Source organism: Nitrospirota bacterium, assembly GCA_016212185.1.
Classification (GTDB): domain Bacteria; phylum Nitrospirota; class Thermodesulfovibrionia; order UBA6902; family DSMQ01; genus JACRGX01.
Map to the genome: position 1 here is coordinate 1 of JACRGX010000057.1, position 14,089 is coordinate 14,089.

At 43.7% G+C, this 14,089-nt stretch carries 14 protein-coding genes; 9 read left to right on the forward strand and 5 right to left on the reverse strand.

What is annotated here, in order from left to right; all coding sequences use genetic code 11:
* Positions 1-385 (reverse strand): hypothetical protein (locus HZA10_06550; protein MBI5195964.1); only part of this gene is annotated, 385 nt, incomplete at its 3' end.
* Positions 386-591: 206 nt separating this feature from the next.
* Here HZA10_06550 and rpsT point away from each other — a divergent pair.
* Positions 592-888: a 30S ribosomal protein S20 gene (gene rpsT / locus HZA10_06555; protein MBI5195965.1), complete on the forward strand. Its 297-nt coding sequence runs from the start codon at positions 592-594 to the stop codon at positions 886-888.
* Here the strand turns inward: rpsT and holA are convergent.
* The 3 genes from holA to HZA10_06570 form a co-directional block, all read right to left on the reverse strand.
* Complete coding sequence (gene holA, locus HZA10_06560) at positions 857-1,825, reverse strand: DNA polymerase III subunit delta (GenBank protein ID MBI5195966.1); 969 nt, start codon at positions 1,823-1,825, stop codon at positions 857-859. The two genes, rpsT and holA, sit on opposite strands and share 32 nt — an antisense overlap.
* A complete protein-coding gene (locus tag HZA10_06565) occupies positions 1,806-2,288 on the reverse strand; it encodes a hypothetical protein (GenBank protein ID MBI5195967.1) in 483 nt (160 codons plus the stop codon). Before HZA10_06565 ends, holA begins: the two co-directional genes overlap by 20 nt.
* A gap of 74 nt (positions 2,289-2,362) precedes the next feature.
* The gene (locus HZA10_06570; GenBank protein MBI5195968.1) at positions 2,363-4,858 is read right to left on the reverse strand and encodes a leucine--tRNA ligase; all 2,496 of its coding nucleotides are present in this window, start codon (positions 4,856-4,858) and stop codon (positions 2,363-2,365) included.
* A gap of 151 nt (positions 4,859-5,009) precedes the next feature.
* On the opposite strand from HZA10_06570, the gene HZA10_06575 reads away from it, so the two are divergent.
* The 4 genes from HZA10_06575 to HZA10_06590 all read left to right on the forward strand — a co-directional run bounded on the left by HZA10_06575 (position 5,010) and on the right by HZA10_06590 (position 8,184).
* Positions 5,010-5,375, forward strand: coding sequence for a hypothetical protein (locus tag HZA10_06575; protein ID MBI5195969.1), 366 nt, complete (start codon positions 5,010-5,012; stop codon positions 5,373-5,375).
* An 89-nt stretch (positions 5,376-5,464) separates the two neighbouring features.
* Complete coding sequence (locus HZA10_06580; protein ID MBI5195970.1) at positions 5,465-6,154, forward strand: glycosyltransferase family 2 protein; 690 nt, start codon at positions 5,465-5,467, stop codon at positions 6,152-6,154.
* Positions 6,155-6,178: 24 nt separating this feature from the next.
* The gene (locus HZA10_06585) at positions 6,179-6,919 is read left to right on the forward strand and encodes a hypothetical protein (protein ID MBI5195971.1); all 741 of its coding nucleotides are present in this window, start codon (positions 6,179-6,181) and stop codon (positions 6,917-6,919) included.
* A complete protein-coding gene (locus HZA10_06590; GenBank protein MBI5195972.1) occupies positions 6,916-8,184 on the forward strand; it encodes a glycosyltransferase family 39 protein in 1,269 nt (422 codons plus the stop codon). The genes HZA10_06585 and HZA10_06590 overlap by 4 nt, the downstream gene beginning before the upstream one ends.
* Here the strand turns inward: HZA10_06590 and HZA10_06595 are convergent.
* Positions 8,181-9,470, reverse strand: coding sequence for an MFS transporter (locus HZA10_06595; protein ID MBI5195973.1), 1,290 nt, complete (start codon positions 9,468-9,470; stop codon positions 8,181-8,183). The two genes, HZA10_06590 and HZA10_06595, sit on opposite strands and share 4 nt — an antisense overlap.
* A 128-nt stretch (positions 9,471-9,598) precedes the next feature.
* On the opposite strand from HZA10_06595, the gene bamA reads away from it, so the two are divergent.
* The 4 genes from bamA (at position 9,599) to fabZ (ending at position 14,089) form a co-directional block, all read left to right on the forward strand.
* Positions 9,599-11,896, forward strand: coding sequence for an outer membrane protein assembly factor BamA (gene bamA / locus HZA10_06600; GenBank protein ID MBI5195974.1), 2,298 nt, complete (start codon positions 9,599-9,601; stop codon positions 11,894-11,896).
* 124 nt (positions 11,897-12,020) lie between these two features.
* Positions 12,021-12,539, forward strand: coding sequence for an OmpH family outer membrane protein (locus tag HZA10_06605; GenBank protein MBI5195975.1), 519 nt, complete (start codon positions 12,021-12,023; stop codon positions 12,537-12,539).
* Positions 12,536-13,552: a UDP-3-O-(3-hydroxymyristoyl)glucosamine N-acyltransferase gene (gene lpxD / locus HZA10_06610; GenBank protein MBI5195976.1), complete on the forward strand. Its 1,017-nt coding sequence runs from the start codon at positions 12,536-12,538 to the stop codon at positions 13,550-13,552. Before HZA10_06605 ends, lpxD begins: the two co-directional genes overlap by 4 nt.
* 105 nt (positions 13,553-13,657) lie before the next feature.
* Positions 13,658-14,089, forward strand: a complete 432-nt coding sequence (gene fabZ, locus HZA10_06615; protein ID MBI5195977.1) for a 3-hydroxyacyl-ACP dehydratase FabZ — start codon at positions 13,658-13,660, stop codon at positions 14,087-14,089.

Sequence of the window (14,089 nt, forward strand, 5' to 3'; positions counted from 1 at the left end):
ACGGTGCATCCTGCCCCTCTGCCACTTTGTCCCTTTGCCACTTTGCCACTCTAAAGAATGTCAGCAGCGCCAGCCAGTACACAAGCAATGCGTTTATGATATGGATTATGAGATTGACTGCATGATAGCCTGTGACATCAAGACCGTGCAGTCTGTAATTCAGAGCAAATGTGAGGAAACCTATAAATCTGTTTTTAAAGCCATCATATATGTTAAGCCCTTTTGCTTTTGAAGGCTCTGAAAAATACCGGAAGTCTTTAATAATAGAATTTTCAACAATATTTCGCTTATCATCAAACTGAAATGATGATTGAAGGGTATTTGAATAGACAAAAATGCCGGCAATAACAATCAGCAATACATGAAATATGCGGGTTTTCAGCATAAATCAGTATAACAAAAGTTAATATAAGTTATAAATTATTTGTCGTAGATGCTTTATTAGAGTCTATAGAGTCTATAGCGGCTTGACTTTCACCGGTGTTCTAAGCTATCATATCAATCTGTTAATAATTACCGGATTAAATGGATAGTGAGCGTATTCCCTGTGGTTTTGCCACGGGGAATCTCAATAAGCAGGGGAGGTAAGTTTTGCCGGCTAAGTCACCACCGAAAAAGAGCAAATCAGCAATAAAAAGGGCAAGGCAGGCGCCTAAAAGGAGAGCGAGAAATGTCTCCGTAAAGAGCGCGTTGAAGACTTTTACAAAAAAAGTTGAGTCAGAAGTGCTCGGTAAAAATGCAGAAGGCGCAAAGGCTGTATTGCACAAAGCTGTTCGTGCCATTGATAAAGCTGCTTCTAAGGGGATAATCCACAAAAACACTGCTGCAAGAAAAGTTTCAAGGCTTACAAGGCTTGTCAATTCATTGAGTGCGGCTGGAGCAGCTTAAGCAGAAGCAGTTCCATAATTACTTCCGGTCTACCCGTTGAAGTTTTTATTCCTGCATCTGCTTCGTGCATGCATTGGAATATGCCGGAGAAATATTTTTCAGTGCAGGACGGCAGGTGTTTTAAAAGCGTACGGTAGGTAATTTCTCCCATCTTTAGAACCCTTTTGCCTTTCCCTTCCCACAGGTTATAAAACTGCCTGTAATGCCAGTTTAAAGCTCCGAGGATTGATGTTGCCTCAAAACCGTTTTCAAACAGCACTTTTAAAATTCTGAAGGCATTTGCCTTGTTATTTGCCATTACGGCATCAACAAGATTAAAGACAGTGTATTCCCTCATCATGCCAGTGAGCGACAGTATGTCTTTTCCGCCTATTAATTTAAGCCCGGAAGCAGAAAATTTTTCCAGCTCAGCCGCCAGCAGTCCGATATCATGTCCTAAAAATTCAATCAGATAATCAACTGCTCCCTGAGTCATGTTAATGCCCTTTTCATGCGCCCTTTGTTTTATCCAGGCAGGCACATCAGCCTCCTTTATTATCAGCGGGAATACGGGCACGTCATCAAAAAGGTTTTTTTGGTCTTTTCTGGTTTTTGGTTTTACCTGTGAAAGTATGAGCATGCATGTGCTTTGGGAAGGCTGCTTTAAATACGGCTCCAATGCCTTGATAAAAGACTTCTGAAACTGGTGAAAATCCCTGACAACTACCAGTCTCCGCGGCGCCATGAAAGGCAGGGTAAGCGCAGAATCTATAATCTCATTCGGGACAGTTTCAGGATAAAAAACATTGAAGTTGAAGTCTTTCAGATGGCCGGCAAGAACCATATCAACCGCTTTTGAAAGAAAGTCATCCAGAAAAAAATTTTCTGCGCTCCAGACAAAGTAAATGGGCTGCGGCAGGTGTTTTTTCAGCTCTTTTTCAAGGCCTTTGTTTAGCATACTTTATTACGGTTTTCCCTATTATCTCTTTTGCTATTTCTGCGCATGCCTTATCAACCGTTTTTTCCTTATGAACAACAGCCTGGCTTACGGAGCCGGAAGATTGGAAAGTAATTCTTAAAGGCGATTCTATTGATGCAAACTCGGTAACTTTACCTTTGTCTGTAATTTTTATGTCAACCTTCATTATTATTGCCTGTTCCTGTGCTTTTTCATCAAGGGTGGCTATGGTGTTCAGTTCAAATGCAGTTACAGTGGCCTCAATTTCAATATCGCCTTTTTCCGTTTTTACATTAATGCCCTGTGCAATGAATTCCTTTGCAAGCGCATTATGCAATCTTTCTTCAAGACGGGGCTCATAGGTCTTATTCTTAACCGGTTTAATGGTCACCGAATCAAATGGCAGGGTGCTGGAGCCGATTAAATGATAACCGCAGGAGGTTAAAAAAAATGCAAAATGCAAAATGCAAAATGCAAAATTAAGGAAATTTTTATTTTTGAATTGTATTTTTGAACTTTTCATTTTTAATTTTTATTTTAAAGGACTATGTTTACAAGCCTGCCCTGAACCACTATTATTTTTTTGACAGACTTGCCCTTTGTATATTCTATAACTTTAGGGTCAAGAAATGCTTTTTCCTTTATTGCTTCATCGTCAAGCCCGGAAGGTATTGTGAGCTTGCCCCTTAATTTGCCGTTTATCTGTACGACAAGTTCAACCTCATCTTCCTTTGTCATCGCTTCGTCCCATTCGGGCCAGGGTTCAGTAAATATGCTCTGTCTGCTTCCTGAAAATTCCCATGCTTCCTCAGCAAAATGCGGCGCAAACGGCGAAAGCAAAATGATAACATTTTTAATGCAGAATAGCAGGGCTTCTGCGTCCTCCGGGGTGGAGGCATCAAAAGCCGCCGCCTCATTCATAAGCTCCATTAATGACGCTATGGCAGTGTTGAAATGATAATCGCGCTCAATGTCGTTTGTGACTTTTTTAATGGTCTGATGGGTCTTTCTTAAAAGCCGTGATGCGTTATCCGTGATGTGTAACCTGTTTATATTTTCTGACGCATTACCCGTTACGTTTAATGCATTACGGCTTTTATACACAAAGCCCCATACCCTGTTTAAAAAGCGGAATGCGCCTTCCACTCCGTGGTCTGACCAGTCCAAATCCCGTTCAGGCGGTGCGGCAAAAAGGCAGAAAAGTCTTACAGTGTCAGCGCCGTATTCCCCGATTAAATAATCAGGGTCCACGACATTGCCCTTAGATTTGGACATCTTTGCGCCTTCTTTAATTACCATCCCCTGAGTAAGAAGTTTTTTAAACGGCTCGTCTGCTTTGACAATGCCGATTTCTCTGAGCGCCTTTGTAAAAAATCTGGAATAAAGCAGGTGGAGGACTGCATGCTCAATCCCTCCTATGTACTGGTCCACGGGCATCCAGTAATTGACGGCGTCTGAATCAACAGCCTTATCATTAACTGAGGGGGAGCAGTAGCGCAAAAAATACCATGACGAGTCAACGAATGTATCCATGGTATCTGTTTCCCTTTTTGCAGGCTTACCGCATTTCGGGCATTCGGTATTAATAAAATCCGAAAGCTCTGATAAGGGCGTGGCGCCCTTGCCTGTGAGCGTGACGTTCTCAGGAAGAATGACAGGAAGTTTGTCCTCAGGCACAGAAACGATGCCGCAGGTGTTGCAGTAAATTACCGGAATCGGCGTGCCCCAGTACCGCTGTCTTGATATGCCCCAGTCCCTTAATTTGTAATTCACGACCTTTTTGCCGAGACCGCCTGCCTCAATAAAGCCGGCAATTTTTGACCTTGCCTCATCGCTCGGAAGCCCTGAGAATTGTCCTGAATCAATTAAGACGCCCTCGTCTTCGTAAGCGGCGGTGAGAGGGGTCCAGGGGTCCAGGGGTCCAGCGGCCAAATGAGAATTACTTGAACCCTTGAACCCTTGAATCCTTGAATCCTTTACAATTACAACTCTCACCGGCAGATTATACTTCTGTGCAAACTCGTAATCTCTCTGGTCATGCGCGGGAACGGCCATGACTGCGCCGGTGCCGTATTCCATGAGGACAAAATTTGCAGCCCAGACTGGAATCTTGTCACCGGTCAGCGGATTGACGGCATAATGCCCTGTAAAAACGCCTTCTTTTTTCTCCGGGTTTTCAGGGAGCGATTCAATTTTCTTGAGGGTTTTTTTGTCCTTTACAAGTTCGGCAATGAGCGGGTGTCTTTTTGCAAGGCTCATAAATGTTGCACCGAAGAGCGTATCCTGCCTTGTGGTGAATATCCTGATTTTTTTGTCATATCCGGCAATTTTAAAGTCAACCTCAACGCCCTCGCTCCTGCCGATCCAGTTTCTCTGCATGGTTGTGACCTTCTCGGGCCAGCCTGTAAGATTATCGCAGAATTTTAAAAGCTCCTCGGCGTACGAGGTGATTTTAAAAAACCACTGCTCAAGTTTTTTTTGCGTTACAGCGCTGTCGCATCGCCAGCACAGCCCGTCAAGGACCTGCTCATTTGCAAGGACAGTTTCACATGAGGGGCACCAATTGACAAAAGAAGCCTTTCTGTATGCCAGCCCTTTTTGTAGCATCTTTATGAAAAACCACTGATTCCATTTGTAATATTCGGGCGAGCAGGTTGCAACTTCTCTCTGCCAGTCATAACTGATGCCCAGCTTTTTAATCTGCCCGCGCATGTAATCAATATTCTCATAAGTCCACTTTGCGGGGTGAACGCCGTGTTTTATTGCCGCATTCTCGGCAGGCAGGCCGAAGGCGTCCCATCCCATCGGATGAAGCACATTAAAACCGCGCATCCTTTTGTATCTTGAGATTACGTCTCCGATAACATAATTGCGCACGTGCCCCATATGAATCTTCCCTGAGGGATAGGGGAACATCTCAAGGCAGTAGAACTTAGGGGAGACGGAGTCTTCTGTTACCATGTAAAGGGCTTTCTTATCCCAGAAGTCCTGCCACTTTTCTTCAATTTCCTGCGGGTTGTATTTTTCCTGCAAAACCGCCTCCATAGTAAGCAAATAAAAATTCAGAGGGTTTTATTTTACCATAAACATAAGATTTCTAATCTGATGTTGTATACTATAGCGGTTTTATTTAATGCCTTAAAATATGAGGCTGACAATGAGGTTATATTAAGGAAATGTTTTTATGGGTAAAATAAAGAAAAAACTAAACTGTTGGGAAGTTATGAAATGCGGCAGGGAACCACGCGGGAAAAAGGTTTCCGAGTTAGGAATTTGTCCGGCTGCCACAGAGATCAGGGCAAACGGCATAAATGAAGGGAAAAACGCCGGGCGCGCCTGCTGGGCGGTAGCTGGGACCTTTTGCCGCGGGACAGTGCAAGGGACCTTTGCTCAAAAATTAGGTAATTGCGGGATCTGTAAATTCTACAAACTTGTGATTAAAGAAGAAGGCACTGAATACCAAACAGCGGAAGACATATTGGAAAGGCTGGAAAGGCGGGATATTGAGAAATATTTTATCAAGCCTTTATTATCCGGCAAGAAAAAATAAATAGGCTCAACGGCAGCCGGCAAGGTTTATTGAGAACATCATGTTTTTTGACAAATTCCGCTTAAAAATCTATAGTAAAAAGCATACCGATGAAGCTCTCCGTAATCATCCCCTGCTTTAACGAAATCAGCACCATCGACAGAATTATTGACGCCGTAAAGAATTCTCCTTACGCTGATAAGGAAATAATCATTGTTGATGATTTTTCCACTGACGGGACAAGAGAGAAACTTGAAAAAGACATTGTCCGGAAAGTAGATAAGGTTATTTATCATGAATCCAACAGGGGGAAGGGCGCAGCGGTAAGGACCGGCATTAAAGAAGCCACAGGCGATATAGTTATCATACAGGATGCCGACCTTGAATACGACCCGAACGAATACCCGCGGATAATCCAGCCTATTTTAGATGGCAGGGCGGATGTTGTTTACGGCTCAAGATTTATGGGCGGAAGGCCCCACAGGGCGATTTATTTCTGGCACAGGGCGGGAAACGGATTAATAACTTTATTGTCAAACTTCTTCACCAACCTTAATCTGACGGATGTGGAGACCTGCTACAAGGCATTCAAAAGGGAGGTTATCTCCTCTATACAGATAGAAGAGAACAGATTTGGTTTTGAGGCGGAGATTACTGCAAAAGCGGCAAAGAAAAAGTGCAGGATTTATGAAGTAGGCATTTCATACCACGGCAGGACTTATGCCGAAGGCAAGAAAGCCGGCTGGAAGGACGGCATCTCTACGCTGTGGTGTATTTTTAAGTATAATCTATTCAGATAAGTACAATCCGTCAGCATGCATGATATGGGGGAAAAGACCTTTACAAAAATTGCAGTGCGGGCAGGCTCTCTGGTTATCCCTATTTTTTTTATTTATTCGCTTTATACGCTGCATACCAACGGGCTTAAGGCAAGGGTCTATTATACAGCTTACGGCCTGAACGATACAGCTATCCCCATTACCCTTTTTAAGAATTCTTATGAGGTCTATACTTTTTATAAGACGCGGGGAGTACATGGAAGGGTACTTGTCAACTTCGGCAGATTTTTAAACTTTGTTGGGATTGAAAATGACGATGTCTTTAAAAATGCGGACAGCTTTCCGGTTAAGAGGCTTAACATTATGGAAGAGTATGAAAAGCGTTTAACCGCGAGGAACTTTTTGTGGATTGCAATGCAGGGCAATATCATCAGGGAGATTGATTATGTTTTGCCGGATGCGGTATTTGAAGAAAAAGGGAGGACTGCGTGGAATGAACAGGATGTTTTTAAGGCGACTCCCGACAGGATTATTGCTCATGAATGGGGCTCAAAGAGAATCCTGTCAAATCACATCCCTGATATTATTGAACCTGTAGTGCTTAACATAGATGCCTCTTTTTTCAGTAATACAGATGCGGTATCGCTTGCACAGGAGATTAAAAAATCTGCTTTAAAGGCGGATGTTGTTACCCTTAACCTTTCAGAGGACAACCCTGATGTGACTGAAAGTGAAAGAGAAGAGCTCAGGAAATTTGCCGAGATGCTGAAGGGGGAGCGCGAATGACCGCTGAACAGAAAAAAATTTTTTATGCTGCATTGATTCTTATAACGCTTGCCGGAGTATTCCTGCGTTTTTGGGGCGTTATTGAACAGCCGCCAATTCATGATGAAGTTATGACGGCGTATGCCGCAGATTCTTATATTGAGAGCGGGCAGTTCATGTATGTGATGCCTCATCACCCTAAACTGAGGAACATCCTTGTTGACCTGTCTATGAATATGTTTGGCAGGGGGGCTGCCGGTCTGAGGGGGTTCAGTCTTTTATTCGGTTGTCTTTCCGTACTGCTTCTGGGGCTGCTGCTTTACAGGATTTCTTCCAATACGACAGCATCATGTCTTGCCGCCTTTTTTCTTGCCGTAGACCCCATGCACATCACTTTCAGCCGTCAGGCAATTCAGGAGGTTCATACCACATTTTTTTTCATCCTCGGGACACTGCTTGCGGTTCTGAGCGTCAGAGACGAGAAGGAGGAAATAATTTGGTGGCTGCTCCCACTCTCAGGGATTGTCTTTGGACTCGGGCTTGCATCCAAGGGGCATGCATTGTTTCCGCTGCTGGTCTGCATACCGTATATTATTACCAAAACCCTTAAGTTGAAAGACCCCGGCCTTATAATTTTTGCAATTCTTTCGCTCACGGTTCTTCCTTTTACCGTTTTTCTGCTGACTTATATTCCCTGGTTTGATCGTGGTTATGATTTATCCGACTGGCTGTTTATGCAGCAGGCTTTATCCAAAGAAATTGCAACGCATCAGGGCAGCAGCGGCGACGTCTTTAAATACACGCAGGCATGGCAGTGGTTCATCAATCCGCTCATGGCGTACGGCAATTTTTCATACAGCGGGGGAAAGCCGCATGTAACCGTTGCAATGGGTAATCCTCTGGTTTGGCTCCTTGTGCTTCCGTCCTCATTCTACCTGCTTTTTAATGCCCTGAAGCAAAAGAAAGGGTTTATTGTTTTATTTCTTTTCTGGATCTCCTATCTCCCCCTTGCCCTGGCATTACGCCCGATACAAATGCTTTCTTCGCTGGGTGTCATACCTTTTGCTTTTTGTCTTGTGGGGCTTACAGTTTCTGAAATAAAAATGAAGACAGGCGCGAAATATTTTTATGCGTATCTCACTGCGGTATTGCTTGCGGCTATGCTGCTTTATCCTTTGGCCACAGGAAAGGCGCTGGACTATGGCTATCTGAGGTCAATCACCGAGAGGGCGAATCCGCATACTATTAATCAAAATCCGCAAGGCATTTTGCTGCAAGGCATTTAACTTATCTTCAGCACCTCAGGTTTTTTCCATAAAAGCAGTACTATTCCAAAGAGGCATAATACAGCGCCCGTTGCAACCGCATTCTGGGTTCCGATGCGGTGCGCAATACTGCCTACGATAAAATTCCCCACAGCCGCCATTCCCAGAAACATGAGCGTAAAGGCGCTCATGACCCTTCCCCTGAGTCTGTCAGGGGCGGTAATCTGAAGCATGCTGTTTGCGGTCGCCATCTGGCTTATTGCCCCCCAGCCGACAAGGAAGAGCATCAAAGATGAAAACCATGGAGTTTCCGAATATGAAAAAAGGAGCAATGCAACCGGGAAGGTAATTCCAGCCGCTGCAAAAAGCATCCCCTTCCTCTTAAAATCCTCTTTTAATGCAAGCCCGACTGCGCCGGTAAATGCCCCGGCTCCGGCAGAGCCCATGAGCACGCCAAGCCCGGTGGCCCCTGTTTTAAGGATGTCTCTTGCATACACAGGCAGGAATGTAATGTATGGAAACCCGAAGAGGCTTGTTATTGCCACAAAGACAATAAGCGTATATATTTTCGGTTCTGTAAAGATATATTTTATGCCTTCTTTGAATTCCTGAAATATGTCAGTAAACAGTCTTTTGCCCGGCAGTGACAGTTTTGCTTCTGGAGGTTCAACAGTCTTCATCTCATCTGGACGCATCCTTAAGTAACTGATTATGCCGGCAATAAAGCTGACTGCATTTATATAAAAACATACTGCAATGTCAAGATAGCCTATGAGAAATCCCGCTATTGCAGGGCCTATAACCCTTGCCCCGTTAAATGCCGCTGAATTAAGGGCAATGGCGTTCAGAAGGCTTTCCTTGCCCACCATTTCCATTAAGAAGGATTGCCTCGCCGGAATATCAAAGGCGCTTACCATACCGATAAGAAAGGAAAAAAACAGCACATGCCACACATTTATAATTTTTGCAGACACAAGGACAGCCAGCATCAGCGTAAGCGCCGTGAACATCACCTGCGTGAGCAGAAGCATGTTTCTTTTTGAGAATCTGTCGGCAGCCACACCGCCGGCTAATGAAAATAAGATTATCGGCAGGCCTCCTGCCATGCCTGCAAGTCCTAAGTAAAAAGGCGAGTCCGTGAGTTTCAGCACGAGCCAGCCCTGTGCGGCAGACTGCATCCATGAGCCTGTGAGGGATATGACCTGTCCGATCCAGAAGAGACGAAAGTTCCGGTATGTTAATGCAGAAAAAGGTTTTAAGGGTCTCACTGTCGCCAAGGCATTGGGTGAAGAAGTCGCCTTCCCCACAACTATTTTTTTATACCATTAACCTGCTAATTTTTCAATAAAAAAATAATTACGTTTTGACCCGTTAAAATGGATTTTATAAAGTCATTAGTGCTATACTACCACTTGATTTTTTACGGCAAAATTGCATGACTGGGAAGAATACAGTCAGGGAGGTAATTATCAGCAAGCTAAAGTGGTCATGTGCCGCAGGCGCCGCATTCATAATGGTGTTTTTTATCTTTGCTTCTGTCATTTTTGCGGAGGAAATGCCGCTTGTCACCTTTATTGAGATTAAAGGGAATAAAAAAATTGATGAAGATACAATCAGGACGAAGATGAAAAACAGGGTCAATGAACCGTTTTCTTATGAACTTGTGCAAAAAGACATCAAGACGCTGTACGGCACCGGATACTTTGACGATGTCAGGGTTGAGATTGAGACATTTGAAGGCGGCATTAAATTAATTCTTATTTTTAAAGAGAAACCTACGATAACAAGCATAGATTTTCAGGGGAATGAGGAGATAGAGACAGACAAGCTTAAAGAGGAGATAACAATAACCTCAGGCTCTATGGCAAACATTTCCCTTATAACAGACAATGTTGATAAATTAATCTCTTTTTATCAGTCTGAAGGGTACTGGCATGTAAAGGTCATTCCCGTGGTCAGGGAGGTTTCAGAAGAAGCGGTGGCCCTTACATTCCAGATAGAGGAAGGCCCGAAAGTAATAATTAAAGACATTGCAATAGAGGGTAACAGGAACTTAACTGAAAAAGAAATTAAGAAAGCCATGAAAACAAGGGAAAGATGGCTGCTCTCGTTTATCACCGGGTCGGGCCTCTACAAGAAAGAAGAGATGAAAATAGATGTGGAGAGAATAAGAGAGCTTTACCACAGCAAGGGCTACATATATGTTGTAATCTCTGAGCCTCTTGTTACGCTTAACCCTGAAAAGACGAAGATTTATATAAAAATATCCGTATCCGAGGGTGAGCAGTACAGGGTCGGGGCTGTTAATATCACCGGCAATACAATATTTACTGCCGATGAATTGTTTAAACAGGTCGGGACATCTTCCGGTAAGATCTTTAACAGGTCTGCATTGAGAAGCGATATTGACAAGATTCTTGATCTCTATATGGATAAAGGATACGCAAGGGCGGACGTCAATCCTATAATTGATATTAATGCGGATAAGAGGATAGCAAACGTAACCCTTTCAATAACAGAAGGCGACATCTTCAGAATCGGCAGGATTGAGATCACGGGGAATATGAAGACAAGGGACAAAGTAATCAGGAGGGAAATGCGCCTTGATGAGGGTGATATATTCAGTAAAAAACTCCTGAAAAGGAGCTATCAGAGGATAACAAACCTGAACTACTTTGAATCCGTGGATCTTTCATCAGAGCCGAAGGCAGAGGAAAAACTCGTTGACCTCAATGTTAAAGTCAAGGAGAGGTTAACCGGCATGCTGAGTATCGGCGGCGGCTACAGCTCAACGGATAAATTTATGGTCATGGGTGAGGTGTCACAGTCAAACCTCTTTGGGAAGGGGCTGTTTTTGAAGTTCAGGGCGGATATGAGTTCACGCAGGAGGAATTACAGCATTACCCTGAGAGACCCATGGTTTATGGATAAACCAATATCCGCATCCGTCAGCGTTTATAATGAATTGTACCATTATCCTGATTATGACAAGAAATCTATCGGCACATCACTGGGGCTGGGCAAGGAATTATCAGAGTATGTAGCCGGCAATATCACATACAATTTTGAAAACGTTGAAATTACTGAGATAGCTGAAGACGCATCATCATTTATAAAGGACCAGGAGGGAACGAAAATTACAAGCAGCATAAGCCCTTCAATCTGGAGGGATACGAGGGATAATTATCTGGATCCGACTACGGGCTCAAGATATGCCCTTTATACTACCTATGCAGGCATAGGCGGGGACAACTATTTTGTAAAAGGTTTAGTTGACAATAGCTGGTACTTCCCTGTGATATGGGATACCACCATTGGATTAAGGGGGCGCTTTGGCTCCGCCTCGGGCATAACAGGGCATGAACTGCCTATTTATGAGAGATTTTATGTAGGCGGCATAAGTACGGTCAGAGGCCTTAGTTTCGGAGAGGGCGGTCCCAGAAATGAACAGGGAGAAAAAATAGGCGGCAATAAAGAACTGATACTTAATGCAGAATATATTTTCCCTATAGAAAAAACCGTCAAGCTTAAGGGACTTGTCTTTTTTGATTCAGGCAGCGCCTTTGACAATAATGAAAACATATCTCCGTCAGAACTCAGAAATACTACGGGTGTTGGGATCAGATGGATGTCCCCGATCGGGCCGATAAGGCTTGAATGGGGTTATAATATATCACCGAAACAGGATGAGGACCAGAGCAAACTTGAGTTTACCTTTGGAGGACTGTTCTAAAGAACAGTAGTTAGTAGACAGTAGTAAGTAGTCAGGGGAAACAAAAAAACAAATTTTTAAAATATTTTTCTTAACTACTAACTACTTGCTGCTTACTAATTACTAATTATAAAAGGGGGATATTATGAAAAAGACGGCTTTTACTGCAATAGTCATACTGGCATTTTCTGTAGTTTCCGCATGGGGCGCTGATGTAAAAATTGGCTATGTGGATGTAATGAAGGCGCTGAATGAATCTATAAAAGGACTGGAGGCCAAAAGGACGCTTGAACAAATGGTGAATACCAGGCAGGTTTCTATTGATAATATTGAAGGAGAGTTAAAAAAACTTCAGGCCGAGATGGAGAAACAAGCCTCTGTCCTGACCCCGGAGGCAAAAAAGGAGAAAGAGGAGCAGGTAACCAAGCTTAAAAGGGATTATCAGAGAACTTTGCAGGATTCTGAGGAAGAAATTAAAAAGAAAGAATCAGAATACACTCAGGGGATACTCAAAGACCTGCAGGCAATTATTAAAAAAGTCGGTGATGAAGAGGGATATACGGGTATTTTTGATGCGCGTGATATGCTTCATTTTTCCAAGAAGCTTGATATCACCGAGAAAGTAATCAAGACGTATAATGAGTCATACAAGGCAAAAAAATGAGACTGCGCAAGCTGTCGGAACTCGTAGGCGGCAAAGTAATTGGGGATGCAGGATTAGACATAACAGGTGTATCCGGCTTAAAAGAGGCAGGGAAAGGCGAGATAGCCTTCCTTGCCGACAAGAAAAATTTAAAGGACGTTCAGACAACAAAGGCCTCTGCCCTGATAACTAAAGAAGGAATAATCAAAGACGGTGAGTTTTCAGGCAGCCTGCTGATTGTTGAAAACCCCTATCTCATATTTGCAAAGGCACTGGAGGTTTTTTATAAAAAACCCTTCAAGGCAGTTGGTGTCAGTGATAAAGCCATTATCGGCAGTGATGTGAGCCTCGGCAAAGATGTCTCAATCTATCCTTATGCATATATCGGCGGCAAGGTCGTAATTGGGCAGAGGGTGACAATATTTCCAAATGTATTTATCGGAGATAATGTATCAATCGGTGATGACACGGTTCTTTATCCGAATGTCACGGTTAGAGAAGGGGTAAGCATCGGCAGTGGTGTGATTGTTCATTCCGGTGCAGTCATAGGTTCTGACGGTTTCGGATATGTTCAGGAAAAGGGCGAGCATTACAAAATACCTCAGGTAGGCGGAGTCATAATTGAAGATAACGTGGAGCTTGGCGCAGGTGTCACAGTTGACAGGGCCACGGTTGGGAATACAATAATAGGAAGCGGGACAAAGATAGACAATCTTGTTCAGGTTGGGCATAATGTCAAAATCGGAAAGAACTGCATTATTATTTCGCAGGCGGCTATCGGCGGCAGCGTGGAGATTGGCGACGGCGTTATTATTGCAGGGCAAGTCGGAATCAGGGATCATGTTAAGATCGGCTCCCGTGTCATGATAGGTGCCCAGTCCGGCATAGGCGGCGATATCCCGGATGGTCAGATTTTCTCAGGAAGCCCTGCAATTCCACACAGGGACTGGCTCAGGGCGCAGAGCATTTATGCAAAACTGCCTGAGATGCTTAACCGTTTGAGAGAGCTTGAAAATAAAATTGCAAATAAATAAGATTCAAAGGCACAGAGGATCAGAGGATCAGAGGCGCAGGGCAATAAATAACTTTGTGTTTTTGTCCTTTGAGTTGTTGTGTCTTTTTAGAGGAGGAAAACTAATATGATGGATATCCGTGAGATACAAAGCTTATTGCCGCACAGATACCCGTTTCTTCTGGTGGACAGAATCATTGAGTTAGAGCCGGGTATAAAAGCGGTTGGAATCAAAAATGTTACAATAAACGAGCCTTTTTTTCAGGGACATTTCCCAAACTTTCCTATCATGCCCGGCGTCTTAATCATTGAGGGGATGGCTCAGGTGGCCGGTGTCCTGGCTTTCCGCTCTGGCGCAAAGGGCAACTCAGTATATTTTATGAGTATTGAAAAGGCGAAGTTCAGAAAACCGGTTTTCCCCGGAGACCAGCTTAAATTTGAGATAAAGATAATACAGGTTAGAAATAATGTATGGAAACTTTCAGGCGAGGCGTTTGTTGACGGCAAGCTTGTATCAGAGGCTGAATTTACGGCAATGGTCTCGGAACGGGAGTTATAA

Excerpts from the sequence above, each read along its gene's own strand:
- HZA10_06580 (MBI5195970.1), top strand. The coding sequence starts at position 5,465 with ATGAAGCTCTCCGTAATCATCCCCTGCTTTAACGAAATCAGCACCATC.
- holA (MBI5195966.1), bottom strand. The coding sequence starts at position 1,825 with ATGCTAAACAAAGGCCTTGAAAAAGAGCTGAAAAAACACCTGCCGCAG.
- HZA10_06590 (MBI5195972.1), top strand. The coding sequence starts at position 6,916 with ATGACCGCTGAACAGAAAAAAATTTTTTATGCTGCATTGATTCTTATA.
- bamA (MBI5195974.1), top strand. The coding sequence starts at position 9,599 with ATGACTGGGAAGAATACAGTCAGGGAGGTAATTATCAGCAAGCTAAAG.
- lpxD (MBI5195976.1), top strand. The coding sequence starts at position 12,536 with ATGAGACTGCGCAAGCTGTCGGAACTCGTAGGCGGCAAAGTAATTGGG.
- HZA10_06575 (MBI5195969.1), top strand. The coding sequence starts at position 5,010 with ATGGGTAAAATAAAGAAAAAACTAAACTGTTGGGAAGTTATGAAATGC.
- fabZ (MBI5195977.1), top strand. The coding sequence starts at position 13,658 with ATGATGGATATCCGTGAGATACAAAGCTTATTGCCGCACAGATACCCG.
- HZA10_06605 (MBI5195975.1), top strand. The coding sequence starts at position 12,021 with ATGAAAAAGACGGCTTTTACTGCAATAGTCATACTGGCATTTTCTGTA.
- HZA10_06585 (MBI5195971.1), top strand. The coding sequence starts at position 6,179 with ATGGGGGAAAAGACCTTTACAAAAATTGCAGTGCGGGCAGGCTCTCTG.